Source organism: Streptomyces sp. NPDC020597, assembly GCF_044335095.1.
GTDB lineage: Bacteria > Actinomycetota > Actinomycetes > Streptomycetales > Streptomycetaceae > Streptomyces.
Genome location: NZ_JBIRUL010000007.1, coordinates 200,956 through 221,363, shown reverse-complemented (window position 1 = coordinate 221,363; position 20,408 = coordinate 200,956). Strand labels below are relative to the sequence as shown.

Genomic DNA, 20,408 nt, shown 5'->3' with positions numbered 1-20,408 from the left:
CGGGGTGGTCCCGGCCCCACTCCCTCGTGCGGACGTGTCACTGGAACTGGGTGAAGAACCTCCAGATCTCCGCCTTGGTCCAGGTGGTGACCCCGCTTTCGCCGGATGAGCCGTCCACCGGACCCGGCAGGTGGCCTCCGTCGAACGCGGCCCACTGGACCGGGTAGCCGGCACGGCAGCCCGAGTAGGCGGTGGTGATGTGCGTCCGGCTGCCCGGGGCGGGTTCGCGCGGGCTCTGGGCGGTGCAGCCGTTGTTGCGGACGAACCTGTCGCGCAGGGACCGTCCTTGCGCGATGTTGAGGACGGAGTCGCTGACGCCGTGGATTCCGAAGTAGGCGATGGGCTGGGTCCCGCCGCTGCACCCGCTGATCTCGGCGCCGGAGAAGACCGCGACGGCCCTGAAGACGTTCGCCCGGCTGCAGGCGAGGGAGTAGCTCATGCCGCCGCCCCAGCTGAATCCCGTGGCGAAACGCTGGGCCGGGTTGACACAGAGTCCGCCCTCGATGCGCCGGATCATGTCGTCGACGAACGTGACGTCCTCGTTGCCCGTGTTGGCCCAGCCGTTGCCGAGGCCCTGCGGGGCCACGAGGATCGCGGAGTTGTTCGACTGCTCCTGCTGGCCGTAGTAGGACCAGGCGCTCCCGCTCGTGCCGCCCGAGGCGACGTCGCCGGCGGTTCCGCCCCGCCAGTGGAACGCGAAGATCAGTCGGTAGCGGTGGCTGTTGTCGTAGTTGGCGGGAACCCTGAGGATGAAGCTGCGGCTCTTGCCGCCGCTCTGGATCGTGTACGTACCGCTCGCCAGGGTCGGTGCGCTGCCGCATGCGCCGCTGCCGCCGCCACCTCCACCGCCGTCGGACGACAGCTTGATCATCTGCCACTGCTGATTGGCGCCGCCCCAGTCGGCGTACTGGACGACGCTGCCTCCGTCGGCCGTGGAGGCGCCCTGGACCTCCACCGCCTTGCTGCTCGCGCGGCTGATCAGCCGTATGTGGCCCGCATCGGAGTCGGCCAGGCGGAACTGCTGGTTGGTTCCGTTGTGGTCGGTCCACTGCTGGATCGCGGCGCCGTCGGCGCTCGAGGCCCCGGCCACGTCGAGAACCTTGCCCGAGTGCCGGGCCTTGAGCCGGTAGAAGCCGCCGCCGGAGTCCACGAACTGCCACTGCTGGTCGGCCGCGTCGTTGCGCGTCCACTGGCTGACCCGCGCGCCGTCGGCGGTCGGCGCGCCGGTCACGTCCAGCGCCTTGCCGCTGTTGCGGTTGACCAGGACGTACCAGGCGTTGGTGTCCACCGTCGCCGCCTCGGCGGGCGCCGGATTCACCGCGGCGAGCGTGCCGATCGCGAGGGCCGCCGCGACCACGCCGGCGATCCTGGACCACCAGCGTTGCCTGTGCGGAGGGGCGGAGGTGTCCGCGCCGTCGGTCTTCATCGATTCACCCTTTCGGCCATGAGGGATCCCATCAGGTGCGGGTCCAGCGCTGGTTGCCGCTGTTGGAACAGGAGGAGAGCTGGATCAGGGTGCCGTTGGCGGTGCCGCCCGCGACGGTGTCGAGGCAGAGGCCGGACTGGACGCCGGCGATGGTTCCGTCGGAGTTGAGACGCCACTTCTGGTTGTCGCCGCCCCAGCAGCTGTAGATCTGCACCTTGACGCCGTTGCCGGTGCCGGCGGCGTCGAGGCACTTGTTGCCGTAGACCATGAGCTCGCCGGCGGCGGTGTACGCCCACTGCTGGTTGGTGCCGCCGTGGCAGTCCCAGAGCGCGAGTTGGGTGCCGTCGGCGGTGCTGGTGCCGGGCACGTCCAGGCAGCGGCCCGAGGCGACGCCCTTGATCGTTCCGGAACCCGAAGGAGGCGTGGAGGTACCGCCGTTGAGCGCGTCGAGGACGGCGGTGTAGGCGGGCTTCTTGCTGCCGTTGCCGTTGAACAGCAGCGGGGTGTCCTGCGATCGCCAGGAGTCGCTGTCGCGCACACCCCACACGGTGATGCCGAGGCAGCGCGAGACGGCCAGGCAGTCCTTGGTCACGTTGGCGTAGGTGGTGGACGAGGCGCCCTGGATGTCGAGTTCGGTGATGGCCACGTCTACGCCGAGCGCGGCGAAGTTCTGCAGGGTGGTGCGGAAGTTGCTGTTGTAGGGGCTGCCGCTGTTGAAGTGCGACTGGAAGCCGACGCAGTCGATCGGCACGCCGCGCTGCTTGAAGTCACGGACCATGGAGTACATGGCCTGGGTCTTGGCCCAGGTCCAGTTCTCGACGTTGTAGTCGTTGTAGCAGAGCTTGGCGGCCGGGTCGGCGGCGCGCGCGGTGCGGAAGGCGACCTCGATCCAGTCGTTGCCGGTGCGCTGCAGGTTGGAGTCGCGCCGCGCTCCCGAATTTCCGTCGGCGAAGGCCTCGTTCACGACGTCCCACTGGGCCATCTTGCCCTTGTAGTGGGCCAGCACGCCGTTGATGTGGCCGATCATCGCCTGGCGCAGCGCGCTGCCGCTGAGGCTCTGCATCCAGCCGGGCTGCTGGGAGTGCCAGGCCAGGGTGTGGCCGCGTACCTTCTTGCCGTTCTGCACCGCCCAGTTGTAGACGCGGTCACCGGCGGCGAAGTTGAACTGACCCCGCTGCGGCTCGGTGGCGTCGATCTTCATCTCGTTCTCGGCCGTGACCGAGTTGAACTCGCGGCTCGCGATCGACGTGTACGCCGAGTCGCCCAGCCGGCCCGAGGCGATGGCGGTGCCGAAGTAGCGGCCGCTCTGCGCCGCGGCGGCGCCGAGCGTGCTCTCGGCGGCGTGTGCGGTCGGCGGCACGGCCAGTGCGGCGACCACGGCGAGGACGCCTGCGACCAGCGCCAGCAGCAGGCCGCGGATCTTCCGGCGAACGGCGGGTCTGGGAAGGGCGTACGAACCCATGACGGTGCCTCCAAGGTAGGAATCACAAAACGACTGAACCGCAGGGGGACGCGTCGTCCGCTCCCCCTCGGCCGACGAAGGGCCGGAGTTCGGGCAGCACGGAGTCACCGGACACCGGTCCTGGGACCGGGACGATCTCGACCGGCACGTACGGCGCCCGGCCGGTCGTCGGCGGACGGACGGTGGGCGGAACGTGACGGGGTGGCGCGGTTCTGGTGCGCGGATCTGGTGTGCGGCCATGCAGGGAGCTGCCGTGCAGCACCGATTTGGTTCGACATCGCGAACAGCGACCGGCTCCTCAGGCTCGGATGATTGAGGTATTGACGATGACTCGTCAATACTCCCCGCAGAAAGTTTCCGTTTCCCGTCCGAAACTTCCGGAATCCCGCCGGACGGCCGGCCGCATCCTGGACAGCGGGGGCCTTCGGCCGGAGCGACAGCCTCCCGAGCCCGGAGGGGAGGCGCTGTTTGTGGACAGATCGGCGACAGACCTTGACCAATGAGCCGGGGATTCCTACCTTGTGGCGTCGAAGCTTCCGGGAATTCTTCGAAATGTTTCGGAATTCCATACGCCCGGCACGTCCGCTCCGTGGTTCATCGGGGGCACCTCACCCCCGTCCCCCGAAGGAGGCCTTCCTGTGCGGTTCCCCCACCCGTCCCCGGCCCACCTGAGACGGTTGCTCGCCGTCCTCGCGCCCCTGCTGCTCGTGGTCACCTTCCTCGGCGCCCAGCCCGCCGGCGCGGCGACCGTGGACCCCAACGCCTCGTACGTGCTGGTCAACCGCAACAGCGGCAAGGCCCTGGACGTCTACAACATGGCGACCGGCGACGGCGCCCGCATCACCCAGTGGACCAGGAACGATCAGAATCAGCAGCAGTGGCGGTTCGTCGATTCCGGGGGCGGCTACTACCGCATCGTGTCCCGCCACTCGGGCAAGGTCCTGGACGTCCAGAACCGGTCCACCGCGAACGGGGGCGCGATCGTCCAGTGGGCGGACCAGAACGCCACCAACCAGCAGTGGCGGCTGGCCGACAGCCCTGACGGCTACGTGCGGTTGATCGCACGCCACAGCGACAAGGCCCTCGAAGTGCAGGGCGCCTCCACCGCCGACAACGCGAACGTCGTCCAGTACGACGACTGGGGCGGCGCCAACCAGCAGTGGCAGCTCGTGAAGGTCGGCGCCGACAGCCCCGGCACGTGCGATCTTCCGTCGGGATACCGCTGGTCGTCCACGGGCGCCCTGGCGCAGCCCAGGTCGGGCTGGGTCTCGCTCAAGGACTTCACCGTCGTCCCCTACAACGGCAGGCAACTCGTCTACGCGACGACGCACGACACGGGGTCGAAATGGGGCTCGATGAACTTCGGCCTGTTCACCAACTGGTCGGAGATGGGCTCGGCCAGCCAGAACGCCATGTCGAACGCCACGGTCGCACCCACGCTCTTCTACTTCGCGCCGAAGAACATCTGGGTGCTCACCTACCAGTGGGGCGGGACCGCCTTCTCCTACCGGACGTCGAGCGACCCCACCAATCCCAATGGCTGGTCCGCCCAGCAGGTGCTCTTCTCCGGAAGCATCCCCGGTCCCGGAACGGGCCCCATCGACCAGACGCTCATCGGTGACGGGACGAACATGTATCTGTTCTACGCCGGTGACAACGGCAAGATCTACCGTGCCAGCATGCCCATCGGGAACTTCCCGGGCAGCTTCGGCTCGAACTCGACAGTGATCATGAGCGACACGACGAACAACCTGTTCGAAGCCCCGCAGGTCTACAAGCTGCAGGGCCAGAACCGCTACCTCATGATCGTCGAGGCGATCGGCTCGCAGGGCCGCTACTTCCGCTCGTTCACGGCCACCAGCCTGAACGGCTCATGGACGCCCCAGGCCGCGACCGAGAGCAGTCCCTTCGCCGGCAAGGCCAACAGCGGCGCCACGTGGACCAACGACATCAGCCATGGCGAACTGATCCGCACCGGCCCCGATCAGACCATGACCGTCGATCCCTGCCACCTCCAGTTGCTCTACCAGGGACGCAACCCCAACTCCGGTGGCGACTACGGTCTTTGGCCCTACCGTCCGGGGCTGCTGACACTGCAGCGCTGACGGTGCGACGCGAGTCCGGTTCCGACGGGAGCCGGCGTGGCGGGCTCGGCGAAAGGCCGGGCCCGCCGTCGTCACGCCACGAGGCCGGTGCTCGCACGGCGGGGAGGGCGGGGCCGGCCCGGGCGGGCAGCCGGTCCTCTTAAATTCGCATGCGCTCCTTCACCGCACCGGCTAGCGTGCGTGTTCGACGCCTTCCGATGCGCTGTGCCCCGGTTACTTCATATCTGACGCGCAACACCAACCCGGTGCCACTACTGATCTCGGAAGGCGTCACCCTTCTTCCCGGAACGTCTCCCAAGGGACCTTCTGCATGCCCCATTTCAACCGTCAGCGGGCCAAGTCCGAAGCCAGGAACGAGATCCAGGCGGAAATACCGGGCCTGACCGCAGGCGGAGCGACGTCGTCGCTCTCCACCCACGGCCGGTGGCTGCTCCCGCCGTCCACCGCCACGCGAAACCCGCGGCATCCTGCCGCCTTCCGGTCCCACCACCGCACCCATCAGGGCGGCGCCGGCTACGCCCGCACCCCGAAGGCGGAACTCTTCCTCCTGGCCATGGCCAACATGGTCGGCCACCACAGCTTCTACGAAGACGCCGTCGCCCGCGACCAGCGCTACGAGCAGCTGGTGCGCACGCTCGCCGTCAGCGACCCCGAGTGGACCCTCGGCCTGCTGGGCTGGCTGCGCTCCGAGGCCCACATGCGCACCGCCTCCCTCGTAGGCGCCGCCGAGTTCGTGCGGGCGAGGCTGGACGCGGGGGCCGCCGGCCACTCACGCCAGGCCGTTGCCGCCGTACTCCAACGTGCCGACGAACCGGGCGAGTTGCTGGCGTACTGGACCTCCCGGCACGGGCGGGCTGTCCCGCAGCCGCTCAAGCGCGGGATCGCCGACGCCGTACGGCGCCTCTACACCGCACGCGCGCTCCTCAAGTACGACACCGCCTCGCACACATACCGCTTCGGTGACGTCATCGAACTCACCCACCCCACCGCGGACCCCCGACGTCCCTGGCAGGGCGAGCTGTTCAGGCACGCCATCGACCGCCGCCACCGACCCGACCGCGCCCTGCCCCCGCCCGGGCAGACGCTGCTCGCCGCACACCGGGAGCTGATGACCGTGCCGGTCGGGGACCGGCGCGCCCTGGTGACCGGGCCGGACGGCGCGGAGCGGCTCAACGCGGCCGGGATGACCTGGGAGTCGGTGGCCGGATGGCTGCAGGGGCCGCTCGACGCGGCGGTGTGGGAAGCCCTGGTCCCCTCGATGGGACCGATGGCCCTCATACGCAATCTGCGCAACCTCGACCAGGCCGGCGTGAGCGACGAGGTCGCCGCCGCGGTGGCCTCCCGGATCTGCGACCCGGCCGAGGTGCGCCGCTCACGCCAGTTCCCGTTCCGCTACCTGGCCGCCCACCGCAACACGCCGTCACGCCGCTGGGAGGAGCCTCTGGAGGCGGCCCTCGGGCATTCCCTCGCCAACGTTCCCGGACTGGCGGGCCGCACGCTGGTCCTGGTGGACCGGTCGGGCTCGATGTTCGACCAGCCCGGCGAGCACAGCCGGCTCAACCGGGCCGATACGGCCGCCGTGTTCGGTACGGCGCTGGCGCTGCGGGCCGAGCAGGCGGACCTGGTGGAGTTCGGGACCGACAGCCGTCGCATCGCCCTCACCCCGGGAGAGTCCGTGCTGCGCGTCCTGGACCGCTTCCACAACCTCGGCGGCACCAACACGGGCGCGGCGCTCAGGCGGAACTACGACCGTCACGACCGGGTGGTGGTGGTGACCGACGAACAGACCGGGGCGAGCCAGTGGGCCGACCCGCTGCGGACGATCCCCTTCCACGTCCCCGTCTACACCTGGAACCTGGCGGGCTACGCCCCGGCCCATGCCCCGTCCGGCCCGCACCACCACACCTTCGGCGGTCTGAGCGACGCCGCGTTCCGGCTGATCCCGCTCATCGAGGCCGGCCGGGACGCACAGTGGCCGTGGGAGAGCGGCGCTTGCGACCCCGATCCCACGTGACGCGTCCGGTGCCCCGGACCACGGGTCATCGGGCACCGGCCGTCCGCGGCGGGCGCGCGCATCCGGCGCCGCGTACCGTCGCCGGCCCCCGAAGAGGGGCCGGCGACGACGGACCGTGGGTCACCTCCGCATGTTCGTGGTCGTGGCGCAGGCCGTGCCGTTGAGGGTGTAGGAGCTCGGCGGAGCGGTGTTGCCGGTGTGGGTCGCCTGGAATCCGATGTCCACGGACGCACCCGGAGCGATCGTCGCGTTGTGGGCGACGTTCCTGGCCGTCACCTGGCCGGCGGCGGGCGCATAGGCGGCGTTCCATCCGGAGGTGACGGTCTGGCCTGCCGGCAGGGTGAACTGCAGAGACCATCCGTCGATCGCCGTCGTGCCGGTGTTGGCGATGGCGATGCTCGACGTCAGGCCGGTGTTCCAGGCGTTGACGGTGGCGGTGACCCGGCAGGTCGCCGGCGCCGGCGACGGGTCGGAGGTCTGGAACTGGGTGAAGAACTTCCACACCTCAGTCGGCAGCCACGTCCTGGAGCCGCTGTCACCGGCGGCCCCGTCCTGCGGAGCGGCGATGTGCCCCTCGTCGAACGCGGCCCAGACGACCGGATGCCCGGCCGAGCAGCCCGTGTAGGCCGTGACCCGGTGGGTCAGGCTGCCCTGTGGCGGCTCGGGTGGGTTCTGGGCGGCGCAGCCGTTGTTCCTGACGAACCTGTCCCGCAGTCCCCGACCGCCGGAGATGCCGAGGACGCTGTCCCTGACGCCGTGCACCCCGAGGTAGGCGATGGGCTGCGTGCCGCCGCTGCAGCCGCTGAGCTGCCCGCCGCTCTGGACCGCGACCGCGCGGAAGACCGTCGCCCGGGAGCACGCGAGGGCGTACGACATCGCGGCGCCGTAGCTGAACCCGAGGGCGAAGCGCTGTGTGGTGTCGACGCACAGGTCCGCCTCGATCCGCCGGAGGATGTCGTCGACCAGGGTGACGTCCTCCCCGCCCGCGTTGCCCCAGCCGTTGTCGAGGCCCTGGGGCGCGACGAAGACGGTGCTGTTGTTCGCCAGCCGCTGGAGCCCGTAGTAGGCCCACGTGCCCGTCTCCACCGTCCGGCCCGTCGCCACGTCGGTGGAGGTGCCCCCCAGCCAGTGGAATCCGAGGACCAGACGGTACGGGTGGTTGCGGTCGTAGCCGTCGGGGAGCTTCAGGATGAAGGTCCGGTTCTTGCCGTTGCTCTGGATCGTGTACGTGCCGCTCGTCAAGGTGGGGGCCTTGCCGCAGCCGGCGGTCGGGGCGGCTGCCGCGGTGTGCGCGGCGGACACCGCGCGCGGGACGTCCGGGCCAGGGCCGTCCGCCAGCGCCGTTCCCCCGGTGGTCAGGGTGAGCAGCACCGCCATGGCGGCTCCCCATGACCGCACGCCCGCCCTCGGCCTCCACCACGGTGGCCTTCTCCTCGTCCCTCCCGCTGCCATTGCCATGCGACTCCCCTTTCCTGTGTCGGATCCTCGCCGTGCACGGACAGGGGCCGGGTCACCGCGGTGCGGTCGCGGCGGCGCCGGAGGCGAACCGCCACCAGTCCATGTTGAGCAGATAGCCGCTGCCGCCGGTGAACCGCAGATAGAGATCCTGGGTTCCGGTGGCCCCGCCGACCGGGCAGGTCACGGTCGTCCACTTCTGCCAGCCGCCGGTGCCCGGCACGGCGCACCGGCCGACGACGGCGCCGTTGGCGGAGCCCAGGCGCAGTTCGACGGTCCCTCCGCTGTTGCCCGACGCCACGCGTGCGGTGAACGAGGACGCACCCGCCCCGAAGCCCACTCCCTTGACCTTGATGTAGTCGCCGTTGTCGATCCAGCCGACGTTCATTCCGCCTTCGGCGGCCGGCTCGGTCTCGATCCCGGCCCCCCAGGCGATCGTCTCTGCTTCCTGGCGGACGTACGGGTCGAGCGTGCCGGCCTGGGGCGCCCCGGCGGCCGTCATGTTGATCACCGGGATCGTGCCGTCGGCGTTGTAGGCGAACCTCTCCACCGCGACCGAGCGGGTGTAGCCGCCCCCGCCCGGCAGTGCGCCGTTGTGGTAGAAGAAATACGAGTTGCCCTTGAAGTCGGCGATCCCCGGGTGGTTGGTGAAACTGCCGCCCTGGGTGGGCATGATCGTCCCGCGGTAGGTCCACGGTCCGGTCGGGCCGGGCGCCGTGGAGTAGGCGATGAACTCCGAGCAGCACTTGGCCGCGAACACCAGGTAGTACAGACCGTTGCGCTTGTAGACCCAGGGGCCTTCCTCGTACAGCGTGGGACGGTTGGCGTCGCCGGTGCGCGCGCCGAACCCGGCGGCGGTGAGCGGGATCCTGGTGACGCCGCCCGCGTAGGACGTCATGTCGGCGTTCAGCCGCACATACCACAGGTTGGGGTTGCCCCAGTACAGGTAGGCCTGACCGTCGTCGTCGACGAAGACGGTCGGGTCGATCTCTCCGTTCTCCACCAGCGGACGGCCGAGGGCGTCCCGGAAGGGGCCGGTGGGGCTGTCCGACACCGCCACGCCGATGGCCATCCTGCCGGTGGCCCGGCTCTTGACCGGCACATACCAGTAGAACCGGCCGTTGCGGTTGACCACCTGGCCCGCCCACGCGTCGGCGGACGCCCAGCTGAAGGTCGTCAGGCTGAGCGGTGAGCCGTGGTCGGTCCAGTTGACCATGTCGGCGGAGGACCACACCCGCCAGTCCTTCATGGTGAAGTAGGTGGAGCCGTCCTCGTCGTGTCCCGTGTAGAGGTAGACCCGCCCGTTGTGGACCAGCGGGGCCGGGTCGGCGGTGTAGACGTGTTGCACGATCGGGTTGTCGGCCCTGGCCGCGGTGGGCTGCACCGCCGCGGGCACTACGGCGAAGGCGAGCACGAGAGCCGCGATCCAGGCGGCCGCCCGCGTGAGCCTCGCGGCCGCGGGGCGGGCCCCGGGCGTGGTCGCCGTCTGCGGCGGGCGACGGCCTGCGGGTGAGGGCCGCCGGCCGGGCGACGGACGCAACTCCCTCATGTCCGGCTCCACTTCTGGCCGGCCCGGCCGTCGCACGCCCACAGGACCAGCAGGGTGCCGTTCGCGGTGCCGGAACGGTCGACGTCGAGGCACAGTCCGGACAGCGCGTTGCGGACCGATCCGTCGGAGCCGACGGCCCACTTCTGGTTGCTCTGTCCGTTGCAGGGCCAGGTGACGACCTTGGTGCCGTTGGAGGTGCCCTGGTTGTAGGCGTCCAGACACTTGTCGCCGAAGACGCGGATCTCACCGCTGGCCCACGTGGTCCACAGCTGGTTGGCGGCCGTGTGGCAGTCCCAGAGCAGGACGGTGGACCCGGCCGCGGTGGAGCCGTTGTCCACGTCCACGCAGCGGCCGGAGCCGCTGCCGCGCAGCCGCGAGGTGGTGGCGGCGAGCGGACTGCCGCCGGACACCCGGTACACCGCCACGCCGTGCGCGGGGACACTCGCCGAGATCGCTCCGGACGTGTTCGACGTGCCGCCGGTCCACAGGTCCGTCAGGGTGAAGGACCCTCCCGAGAGGCCGACCTGAGCTGCCGTGGCGCTGACCGTCGCGGCGGCGCCGCCCCGGTTGAACAGGCCCACCGCGACGGAGCCGTCGGACAGGGGCTTGGCGAACACCTCGGTGCTGCCGTCGTCGCGTACGCGGCGCCCGCCCGCCCCCAGCGGGTCCTGGTTCACCGCCAACAGCCTGGGATTGCGCAGGATCGCGCTCACGTCGGCCGACATGGTGCGGATGTCGTTGCCCGCCATGAGCGGGGCGCTCAGCAGCGACCACAGGGCGAAGTGGGAGCGCGACTCCGTCAGCGACAGACCGGGACGGCCGACGACGAGCATGTCGGGGTCGTTCCAGTGGCCCGGGCCCGATTGGGCCGCCAGTGGAGCGGTGACGTCGAGCACGTTGCCGACGCCCATCGGGTAGCTGTTGGTGTTCCCGTTCTGCCAGATGTCGAGCAGGTCCTCGGTCGTCCGCCACAGGTCGGCGACCTCACCCCAGTTGTAGTTGGCGCCGGTGATGGCGTGAAAGCTGTTGGGGTTGATGCTGTAGACGATCGGCCGCCCGGTGGCGCGCAGGGCGTTGCGCATGATCGTGAACCGCGCGACCTGCTCGTCACGGGTGCCGCTGGAGGAACACCAGTCGTACTTGAGGTAGTCGACGCCCCACGAGGCGAACGCGGCGGCGTCCTGCGCCTCGTGCCCCCTGCTGCCCGTGGACCCCGGATAGGCGCCGCTGGTCTGCGCACAGGTGCGCTCGCCGGGCACCTGGTAGATGCCGAACTTCAGGCCCTTGCCGTGGATGTAGTCCCCCAGTGCCTTCATCCCGCTCGGGAACTTGGACGGACTGGCCCTCAGGTTGCCGGTCGCGTCGCGCTGCGGGTCGAACCAGCAGTCGTCGACCACCACGTACCGGTAGCCGGCGTCCCGCATGCCCGAGGACGCCATCGCGTCGGCGGCCTGGCGTACCTGCGCCTCGGTGATCCCGCACCCGAAGCTGTTCCAGCTGTTCCAGCCCAGGGGCGGGGTGAGTGCGGGGCTGCCGGGGGCGGCCGAGGCGGTGGAGTGGGCGGAAGCCGTCACGGACGCGGTGACCGCCAACGCGGCCGCCGCGAGGAGGCGGAGGAGGCGTCCGCCTGATCGTCTGGGCACCGAGGGATCCTTTCCCGGCAGGCGTCACGACCTGTGACGCGCGAATGTCGCGTGCATGACACACGCAAGAGCGAGGTGAACGAGCGATTCGAACGTTCGCATTCCGTTCGGAAACTACGGGTCCCACGGATACTAGGGAGGCGGGCAGGCATGTCAACACCTGCCGCCACATCCACCTGCGATCCAGCCATTCCACCGCCATTGCACCGACATATCGGCACTATCCCGACGCAAACCCCTCCGCTTCATGGGATGGATTTCTTCGAATGTTTCGAAGTTTTCGACGATTCATGCGAGAAGGATTGACGGCACCCCAGGGCTCCCTATCATCCTGAATGCTCGCCACGCCGATCCCCGTTCGAGATTCCGAACGCACGGCAGCCGCTCCACATGATCCAGCAGGGCACCTCCGGACACTCCAGCCGCCCACGGCTGGGCCACAGAGGGAGTACGCCACCGATGCATATGTCATGGACTCGTCACGCCTTGTCCCGGCGTCGCGCGCTGACGGCCGCCTCCGGACTGGCCGCCGGCGCCCTGCTGCCTCCGGTGGGGATCCTCGGCGCCGCCCCGGCCCGAGCGGCGGACCTCACGACCGCGGCGGCCTTCACGAACCCCGTGATCTGGCAGGACTTCGCGGACATCGACGTCATCCGCGTCGGTGACGTCTTCTACGCCTCGGCCTCGACCATGCACTACTCGCCGGGCGCACCCGTGCTGCGGTCGTACGACCTGGTGGACTGGGAGATCGCCGGTCACTCGGTGCCCGTGCTCGACTTCGGCGCCAAGTACGACCTGAACGGCGGCCGCGGCTACGTCCGGGGGATCTGGGCGTCGTCCCTGGCCTACCGGCCGAGCAACCGGACGTTCTACTGGCTCGGTCAGATCGACTTCGCCCGCACCTACGTCTACACCGCCACCGCCGCCGAGGGGCCGTGGAGCCGGCTCACGACGATCAACACCCCTTACTACGACGCGGGATTGCTCGTCGACACCGACGACACCCTGTACGTGGCCTACGGGAACTCCACGATCAACGTGGCGCAGCTGTCCGCCGACGGCCGCACCCAGGTCCGTACACAGCAGGTGTTCACCACGCCGTCGAGCGTCGGCACCCTGGAGGGCTCCCGTTTCTACAAGATCAACGGGCAGTACTACATCTTCCTGACCCGCCCCGCGAACGGCCAGTACATCCTCAAGTCGACCAGCGGCCCCTTCGGCCCCTACACGATGCGGCAGGTCCTGCTCGACCTGCGCGGGCCCATCGCCGGAGGCGGCGTCCCGCACCAGGGCGGGCTGGTGCAGACGAGAGGCGGCGCCTGGTACTACCTGGCCTTCGTCGACGCCTACCCCGGCGGCCGGATGCCCGCCCTGGCGCCGGTCACCTGGACCGCGGACGGCTGGCCGGTCGTCCAACTCGTCAACGGCGCGTGGGGCGCCTCGTATCCCCGCCCGGACGTGCCCCCGCCACCCCGTCAGGTCACCCCGATGACCGGTGTGGACGCCTTCGACGGCACCGTCCTCAAACCGAGGTGGGAGTGGAACCACAACCCGGACAACTCCAAATGGTCGGTGAACGGCGGCCTCACCCTGCGGACCGCCACCGTCACCAACGACCTGTACGCGGCGCGCAACACGCTCACCCACCGCATCCAGGGTCCCACCTCCACCGCGACGGCCGAGCTCGACTTCTCGGCGATGCGCGACGGCGACCGGGCAGGACTGGCCCTGCTGCGCGACTCCTCCGCCTGGATCGGCCTCAAGCGCGACGGCGGCGTGACACGGCTCGTGATGGTCAACGGGCTGACCATGGACGGCAACTGGAACACCACCGGCACCGGCGTCGAGGTCGCGAGCGCGCGCGTGTCCGGCAGCCGGGTCCGGCTGCGCGCGACGGCGGACATCCGGCCCGGTGCCGCGCGCTCCGCGGCCTTCTCCTACAGCACCGACGGCGGCGCCTTCGTCCGCCTCGGCCCCACCTTCTCCCTGGGCAACGACTGGCGGTTCTTCATGGGCTACCGGTTCGCCCTCTTCAACCACGCCACCCAGGCACTCGGCGGCGCGATCCGCGTCCTGCGGTTCGAGCTGTCCACGCCCTGACCGGCTCCCACCGACCGCACCACCCAACCCCCCGCCAACCGTACGAGGAGACACATGAACCCGCTCAAACGGCTCGGCCGCCGCCGAGCCACGGTGTTATCCCTGCTGGCAGTGACCGGCCTGGTCACGCCGGTGGCAGCGACCGCCGCTCCACCCGACGCCGTCCGGGCCTCCACGCTCGGCGCCCAAGCGGCCCAGTCAGGACGGTACTTCGGGGCCGCGGTGGCCGCCGGTCGGCTCGGCGACGGCGCGTACACCTCGATCCTGGACCGCGAGTTCAACCAGGTCACACCCGAGAACGAGATGAAGTGGGATACCGTCGAGCGGTCCCGCGGCTCGTTCAACTTCGGCCCCGGCGACCAGATCGCCAACCGTGCGGCCTCGAAGGGCCAGCGTCTGCGCGGCCACACACTGGTCTGGCACAGCCAACTGCCCGACTGGGTCGGCTCCATCAGGGACGCCAACACGCTGCGCAGCGTGATGAACAACCACATCACCACCGTGGCCAACCACTACAAGGGCCGCGTCTACGCCTGGGACGTGGTCAACGAGGCCTTCGCCGACGGCGGCAGCGGCCAGCACCGCCCCTCGGTGTTCCAGAACCTCCTGGGCGACGGCTTCATCGAGCAGGCGTTCCGCACCGCCCGGTCGGCGGACCCGGCGGCCAAGCTCTGCTACAACGACTACAGCATCGAGGACTGGAACTCCGCGAAGACGCAGGGCGTCTACCGCATGGTCCGCGACTTCAAGGCGCGCGGCGTGCCCATCGACTGCGTCGGCTTCCAGTCCCACTTCGGCGCGGGCGGGCCTCCCGGAACCTTCCAGACGACGCTGTCGAACTTCGCCGCGCTCGGCGTGGACGTGCAGATCACCGAACTGGACATCGCGCAGGCGCCGGCGAACGCCTACGCCAACACGGTGCGCGCCTGTCTGAACGTCGCGCGCTGCAAGGGCATCACCGTCTGGGGCATCCGCGACAGCGACTCCTGGCGCTCCGGCGAGAACCCGCTGCTGTTCGACCGCAGCGGCAACAAGAAGGCCGCCTACCGGTCGGCACTGAGCGCGATGGGCGGCACTCCCGCCGCCCGCACCGCGGTCGCGCCCCGCACCGCCGCCGCCCTGCCCGCCAGCTTCTCGTGGAGCTCGAGCGGCCCCCTGATCGCCCCGAAGCCGGACTCGACCCACAACATCGCGGGCATCAAGGACCCGACGGTCGTCTACTACAACGGCAAGTACCACGTGTTCGCGAGCACCGCGAGGGCCGCCGGGTACAACCTCGTGTACCTGAGCTTCTCCGACTGGTCGCAGGCCGGTTCGGCCACCCACCACTACCTGGACCGCACGGCCATCGGCTCCGGGTACCGGGCCGCGCCGCAGGTCTTCTACAACACGCAGCAGCGCCTGTGGTACCTCGTCTACCAGACCGGCAACGCGTCCTACTCCACCAACCCCGACATCAACAACCCCAACGGGTGGAGCGCGCCGCGCAACTTCTACGCGTCGATGCCGGACATCATCAGGCGCAACATCGGCAACGGCTACTGGGTCGACATGTGGGTGATCTGCGACAGCGCCAACTGCTACCTGTTCTCCTCCGACGACAACGGGCACCTGTACCGCTCACAGACGACCGTCGGCCAGTTCCCCAACGGGTTCACCAACACGGTCATCGCCGCGCAGGACAGCAGGAACAACCTGTTCGAGGCGAGCAACGTCTACAAGGTGCAGGGCACCAACCAGTACCTCCTGATCGTCGAGGCGATCGGATCGGACGGCAGGCGGTACTTCCGCTCGTGGACGTCGGGCAGCCTCGCCGGCTCCTGGACGCCGCTCGCCGCGTCCGAGAACAACCCGTTCGCACGGGCCAACAAGGTGTCCTTCCCGTCCGGCGCGTGGACCCGGGACATCAGTCACGGTGAGATGATCCGCTCCGGGTACGACCAGACGCTGACGATCCCGAGCTGCCGTCTGCAGTACCTGTACCAGGGCCTCAACCCCAACGCGAGCGGCGACTACAACAGCCTGCCGTGGCGGCTCGGCCTCCTGACCCAGACCAACTCGAGCTGCTGACCGACCGGACCGAGGGGGGCGTCTCCGACGGGGGCGCCCCCCGACCCGACCCCGCCCGAACCGGCCCCGCTCGACTCCGCGGTCCGACCCCTCGGGTCGTCGCGGTCACGGAGCGGCGCTCGCCCGGCCTGCCTCGCGCCGGGTGGACCGGCGGGGCAGCAGCACGGGTGGCACGAGCCGACGCCGGTTCACCCCGCTGCGGGAGTTGATGACGGAGATCAGAAGGTCGACCGCTTCGGTGCCCACGAGGTCCGGTCGCAGACCGAGGGTGGTGACGGGCGGTGCTGTGCTCGCGTACTCCGGGTCCTCGCTGACGCACGCCACCAGCAGATCCCGCGGCACGCGCAGTCCGTGGCGGCGGGCGGCGGCGAGAATGTTGTGGCCGGAGTCGGAGTACACGCCGATGACGGCGTCGGGGCGCGGATCGCGCTCGAGCAGCCGGCCGACCGCGCGCTGTTCGGCCGTGAAGTAGTCGGGCAGCACGGCGTACTCCTCCACCAGGGCGGGCATGCGGTGTTCGTCGCACCAGCACCGGTAGGCGTGCACGACCAGCTGCGGATACGCGTCGTCGTGGACGGGCAGGGACAGCCCGATCCGCCGGGCCCCGGACTCCACGAGGTGGTCGAGCAGGAGACGGAGGCCGCTCTCGTGGTCGGAGTCCACCCACGCGTCGCACGGGTGCGGCCGCGGCGGCCGGCCCTCGCTGACCATGGGTATGCCCCGTTCCCGCAGGATGGCGGCCACCGGGTCGTCGGTGCGCGGTTCGACGTGGATGACGCCGTCCATCGGCGTGTTGAGCCACATCCACGGTGACATCGAGCTGGGCATCGTCAGGAGCAGATAGCCGCGCTCGTGCGCAGCCGCCATGGCGCTCAGCGTCAGGGCGGCGTAGAACGGGATCTCGGTGTACGAGACGGGCAGGTCGCCGTACGTGGTCATGGTCAGGCCGAGCACGCCGGTGCTGCCGCGGGCCAGGGCACGGGCCGTGCTCGCCGGGGCGTAGCCCAGTTCGCGTGCCGTGGCCAGCACGCGTTGCCTGGTTGCCTCGGAGAGCCGTCCGGTGCCGTTGAGCGCGTTCGACACCGTGGCGGTGGACACGCCGGCCCGGGCGGCCACGGCGTCGAGTGTCGGACGCCGCCAGACGCGTGAGCTCTCCATGGGCACCCCAACCGCCGTGACCGCTCGTGGTGAAGAACTGCTCCCCCGGCCCGCCGGGCGACGGCGGCCGGACGGTCGCCGGGCCGAGGGGCGATCGGATGCCGGATGTCTTCGACGGCATCCTAGGGCGTGCTCCGACCGTGCCGTCCGCCCGGCGACGCCCGGTCCGCAGCGTCGCTCACGCGGCGCTGGAGCATCACCGTCGAGGGACGGATCGGGGGGCGGATCGACCAACGGATCGCCTGCGGGAGCGGGGTGCCGCCGCTGCCTTCGCCCCGTCGGGTCACCGCCCGGCGGGACGTGGCGGGACGTGCGGGACGCGCGACGTCGCGGGCCGGGTCAGACGGGCGTCGAGGCCGACGGGGCGAAGGGCGCGCCGTGTCCCGGCACGATCAGCGCCGGGCCGAGGGCCAGGACCTTCTCCCTGGCCGCCCGCAGCTGCTCGCGATCGGGCGCGAAGGGGTCGTCGGCGGGTCCCTCGGCGGTCCACCACAGATGGGTCAGGACCACCAGGCCCTCGGCGGCCGTGACCAGGGTGCTGACGTCCTCGGCGGTGTGGCCGGGGGTCGTCATCAGCGTGATCGACGGCGACAGCCGGTATCCGTCGGCGTCGCGGTCCTCCCAGACGTCGTCGCGGTAGATCGCCATGTGATCGTGGAAGCGGGCTTCGGGGAACAGGGCCGCGTTCAGCGTGTGGTCCGGGTGGTGGTGGCTGAAGATCACGTCGGTGACGTCCTGCGGGCTCAGCCCGTGGGGCGCGAGCGGGTCCAGGATGAGCCGACGGTCCGCGACCATGCCGGGATCGACGATCGCGACGGTCTCGCCGTCGACGAGCAGGGTGACGGTGCCGGCCACCCGCTCGTCGGCGTAGCCCGTGGTCAGGACGTGGAAGGCGGCGGTCATGAGGGACTCCTCGGGGGTCGGGTGCGGCGCGGGCCGCCGGACGGGCCGCTCACCGGGGAAGCAGCGCCCGGAAGCCGGTGAGCAGCGCGCGCAGACCGGTGTCGAAGGCGAGCTCGGCCCGGCGGTGGTCGGTTGGGGTTTCGTCGAGTACGGCGCTGAGGTGCGGCGCCGCCTCGCGGGTCACGTCGGAGACCATCACCGGCGGCGCGACGAGGTCGAGGGCCGAGCCGAGGATGAAGTTCTCCAGCGCGTTGATCAGGGGCATGACCTGGGCCGCTCCGAAGCCGGCGGTCAGCAGGAGTTCGGCGACCCTCTCGTACCTGGCGTGCATGAAGGGTTCGGCCAGGGGGGCCGTCGCGAGCAGGGGGACTGCCCCGGGGTGGGCGGCGAAGGCGGTGCGATAGGAGCGGGCCCAGGACTCCAGGGACGTTTCCCAGAGCTGTGCGGGATCCCAGTCGTCGGGTCCGGTTTCCCGGCTCAGCTCCTCCCTCATGAGCGACACGATCTCCTCGCGACCGGACACATGGTGGTACAGCGCGGACGGAGCGACTCCGAGTTCGCGGGCCAGGGCGGGAATGCTGAGGGCGCCCTGCTCGTCGGCGACTCTCAGTGCGCCCGCGCCGATGCGGCGGCGGTCCAGCAACGGGGTGCGCGGCCTTGGCACGTGGGCTCCTCTTCCTGGGGCTCCCGGGCGGCGGTGTCGCCGCTCGCGTGTCGTCGCCCGGAGTTTACCGAATAACTTTCAGTAAAACCCTTCCCGGCCGTCCGGACGCGGGCCTACATTACTGAAACCGAATCGGTTTCAGTTCGGGGTGGGCGAGGACGGGAAGGGCATCACCGCCATGCAGGCCGACATCGTGTTCACCGGAGGAACGGTCAGGACCGGAACCGCCGACCGCCCGGCGCTGGACGCCCTCGCCGTCACGAATGGCAGGATCAGCGCGCTCGGAGCGCAGGCGCTCGACGCCCGCGGCAGCGGCGCCGTCGTGATCGATCTGCACGGCGGCGCCCTGCTGCCCGCGTTCGGCGACGGACACGCACACCCTCTCGCGGGCGGCCTGGGACTGCTCGGCGCCCCGGTCCGCGAGTGCACCTCCGTGGAGCAGATCGTCGAGGCCGTACGGCAGTGGGCGGACCGGAACCCCGAAGCCGCGTGGATCACCGGTGACGGTTTCGACGCCTGGCTGGCCCCCGACGGCCGGTTCGACGCCCGCTGGCTGGACGAGGCCGTCCCCGACCGTCCCGTCGTGCTGCGCACGATGGACCACCACACCGCCTGGGTGAACAGCGAGGCGCTGCGCCGGGCCGGGTTCTCCGCCGGCACGCCCGACCCGCGAGGCGGGGAGATCGTCCGCCGCGAGGGCTCGGCCGAACCGCTCGGCACCCTGCGCGAGTTCGCCGCCGTCCTTCCCGTCCTCGATCTCGTCCCGCAGCCGTCCCACGGCGCGCAGGTGAACGCGCTGCGCGCGACCGCCGCCCGGTTCGCCGCCTCCGGGGTGACCTGGGTGCAGGACGCCTGGGTGGAACCGCACCACGCCGACGTCTGGATCACCGCGGCGACCAGCGGACCCGGCCTGCCGGTCCGCGCCGACCTGGGCTTCTTCCTGGGCCCGGAGCGCTGGCGCGAGCGGGTCGGCCTGCTCGCCGCGGAGCGTGCGCGGGTGCAGGACGCCGCCCCCGGGCTGCTCACCGCGCACACCGTGAAGTTCTTCGCCGACGGGGTGATCGAGTCCGGCACGGCCGCTCTGCTGGAGCCGTACACCGACTGCCCGCACTCCCACGGCATCGCCAACTGGACCCCGGCGGAACTGGCGGACGCCGTCACCGCGGTCGACGCCCTCGGGTTCCAGCCGCACATCCACGCGCTCGGCGACGGCGGCGTCCGGGCCGCGCTGGACGCCGTCGAGGCCGCGGCCCGCACCAACGGCCCCCGCGACCGGCGCCCGGTCATCGCCCACGCCCAGCTGATCCACCCCGCCGACCTGCCGCGCTTCGCCGCACTCGGGGTGATCGCCAATCTGCAGCCGCTGTGGGCGCAGCCCGACCGTCTGATGACCGACCTCATCCTGCCGAAGATCGGCCCGGAGCGCGGGGCGCGCCAGTACCAGATCGCCGCCCTGCTCGCCTCCGGCGCGCGCATCGCGTTCGGCAGCGACTGGCCGGTCACCGATCACGAACCCCTGCGGGGCATCGCCACCGCAGTGACCCGCCAGACACCCGAGGGAGTCCCCGGGGGCGGCTGGCTTCCCCAGGAGCGGATCGACACCGCGACCGCCCTGGCCGCCTACTCCGCCGGATGCGCCCACCAGGCGTTCGAGGAGGAGGAATGGGGCGTTCTGCGCCCCGGTATGCGCGCCGACCTGGTGCATCTCGCCGCCGACCCGGTCGGGACCGCGCCCCGCGACCTCGCACGCCTGCCCGTCCTCGGGACCTGGCTGGCAGGCCGGCGCACGCACGGCTCCGGCACCCCCGGCCCCGTGGCCGCCGTGCGACGATAGCCTCTCGACGTCGTCTCGGCCGGGC

General features: G+C 70.7%; 13 protein-coding genes. 5 read left to right on the top strand and 8 right to left on the bottom strand.

Annotation, left to right across the window (positions count from 1 at the left end):
• Positions 1–37: 37 nt before the first annotated feature.
• Both ACH4ZA_RS15150 and ACH4ZA_RS15145 read right to left on the bottom strand, forming a co-directional pair.
• The gene (locus tag ACH4ZA_RS15150) at positions 38–1,357 is read right to left on the bottom strand and encodes an RICIN domain-containing protein (RefSeq protein WP_398429871.1); all 1,320 of its coding nucleotides are present in this window, start codon (positions 1,355–1,357) and stop codon (positions 38–40) included.
• A 100-nt stretch (positions 1,358–1,457) separates the two neighbouring features.
• Entirely contained in the window at positions 1,458–2,888 is a 1,431-nt protein-coding gene (locus ACH4ZA_RS15145) for an endo-1,4-beta-xylanase (RefSeq protein WP_398429713.1), read from the bottom strand.
• A 638-nt stretch (positions 2,889–3,526) separates the two neighbouring features.
• Here ACH4ZA_RS15145 and ACH4ZA_RS15140 point away from each other — a divergent pair.
• A complete protein-coding gene (locus ACH4ZA_RS15140) occupies positions 3,527–4,993 on the top strand; it encodes a non-reducing end alpha-L-arabinofuranosidase family hydrolase (RefSeq protein ID WP_398429712.1) in 1,467 nt (488 codons plus the stop codon).
• A 310-nt stretch (positions 4,994–5,303) separates the two neighbouring features.
• Positions 5,304–7,007 (top strand): TROVE domain-containing protein, encoded by a 1,704-nt coding sequence (locus ACH4ZA_RS15135; protein WP_398429711.1) that lies wholly within the window; start codon positions 5,304–5,306, stop codon positions 7,005–7,007.
• Between the two features lie 120 nt (positions 7,008–7,127).
• Here the strand turns inward: ACH4ZA_RS15135 and ACH4ZA_RS15130 are convergent, their stop codons facing one another.
• The 3 genes from ACH4ZA_RS15130 to ACH4ZA_RS15120 form a co-directional block, all read right to left on the bottom strand.
• Positions 7,128–8,384 carry a cellulose binding domain-containing protein gene (locus ACH4ZA_RS15130; protein WP_398429710.1) on the bottom strand — a complete coding sequence of 419 codons (1,257 nt, stop codon included), beginning with the start codon at positions 8,382–8,384 and terminating at the stop codon, positions 7,128–7,130.
• Positions 8,385–8,517: 133 nt separating this feature from the next.
• Positions 8,518–10,011 (bottom strand): glycoside hydrolase family 43 protein, encoded by a 1,494-nt coding sequence (locus ACH4ZA_RS15125; protein WP_398429709.1) that lies wholly within the window; start codon positions 10,009–10,011, stop codon positions 8,518–8,520.
• Positions 10,008–11,654, bottom strand: coding sequence for a glycoside hydrolase family 27 protein (locus ACH4ZA_RS15120; RefSeq protein ID WP_398429708.1), 1,647 nt, complete (start codon positions 11,652–11,654; stop codon positions 10,008–10,010). The genes ACH4ZA_RS15125 and ACH4ZA_RS15120 overlap by 4 nt, the downstream gene beginning before the upstream one ends.
• A 459-nt stretch (positions 11,655–12,113) precedes the next feature.
• Here ACH4ZA_RS15120 and ACH4ZA_RS15115 point away from each other — a divergent pair, with 459 nt between their 5' ends.
• Positions 12,114–13,754: a glycoside hydrolase 43 family protein gene (locus ACH4ZA_RS15115; RefSeq protein ID WP_398429707.1), complete on the top strand. Its 1,641-nt coding sequence runs from the start codon at positions 12,114–12,116 to the stop codon at positions 13,752–13,754.
• A 54-nt stretch (positions 13,755–13,808) separates the two neighbouring features.
• The gene (locus ACH4ZA_RS15110) at positions 13,809–15,824 is read left to right on the top strand and encodes a non-reducing end alpha-L-arabinofuranosidase family hydrolase (RefSeq protein WP_398429706.1); all 2,016 of its coding nucleotides are present in this window, start codon (positions 13,809–13,811) and stop codon (positions 15,822–15,824) included.
• Between the two features lie 105 nt (positions 15,825–15,929).
• On the opposite strand, the gene ACH4ZA_RS15105 is transcribed toward ACH4ZA_RS15110, so the two are convergent.
• The 3 genes from ACH4ZA_RS15105 to ACH4ZA_RS15095 all read right to left on the bottom strand — a co-directional run bounded on the left by ACH4ZA_RS15105 (position 15,930) and on the right by ACH4ZA_RS15095 (position 18,549).
• Positions 15,930–16,982 (bottom strand): LacI family DNA-binding transcriptional regulator, encoded by a 1,053-nt coding sequence (locus tag ACH4ZA_RS15105; RefSeq protein ID WP_398429705.1) that lies wholly within the window; start codon positions 16,980–16,982, stop codon positions 15,930–15,932.
• A 339-nt stretch (positions 16,983–17,321) separates the two neighbouring features.
• Positions 17,322–17,885 carry an MBL fold metallo-hydrolase gene (locus ACH4ZA_RS15100; RefSeq protein ID WP_351683463.1) on the bottom strand — a complete coding sequence of 188 codons (564 nt, stop codon included), beginning with the start codon at positions 17,883–17,885 and terminating at the stop codon, positions 17,322–17,324.
• Positions 17,886–17,934: 49 nt separating this feature from the next.
• On the bottom strand, positions 17,935–18,549 hold the full coding sequence (locus ACH4ZA_RS15095) for a TetR/AcrR family transcriptional regulator C-terminal domain-containing protein (protein ID WP_398429704.1): 615 nt from the start codon (positions 18,547–18,549) through the stop codon (positions 17,935–17,937).
• Between the two features lie 148 nt (positions 18,550–18,697).
• On the opposite strand from ACH4ZA_RS15095, the gene ACH4ZA_RS15090 reads away from it, so the two are divergent.
• Positions 18,698–20,383: an amidohydrolase gene (locus ACH4ZA_RS15090; RefSeq protein ID WP_398429703.1), complete on the top strand. Its 1,686-nt coding sequence runs from the start codon at positions 18,698–18,700 to the stop codon at positions 20,381–20,383.
• Positions 20,384–20,408 lie beyond the last annotated feature (25 nt).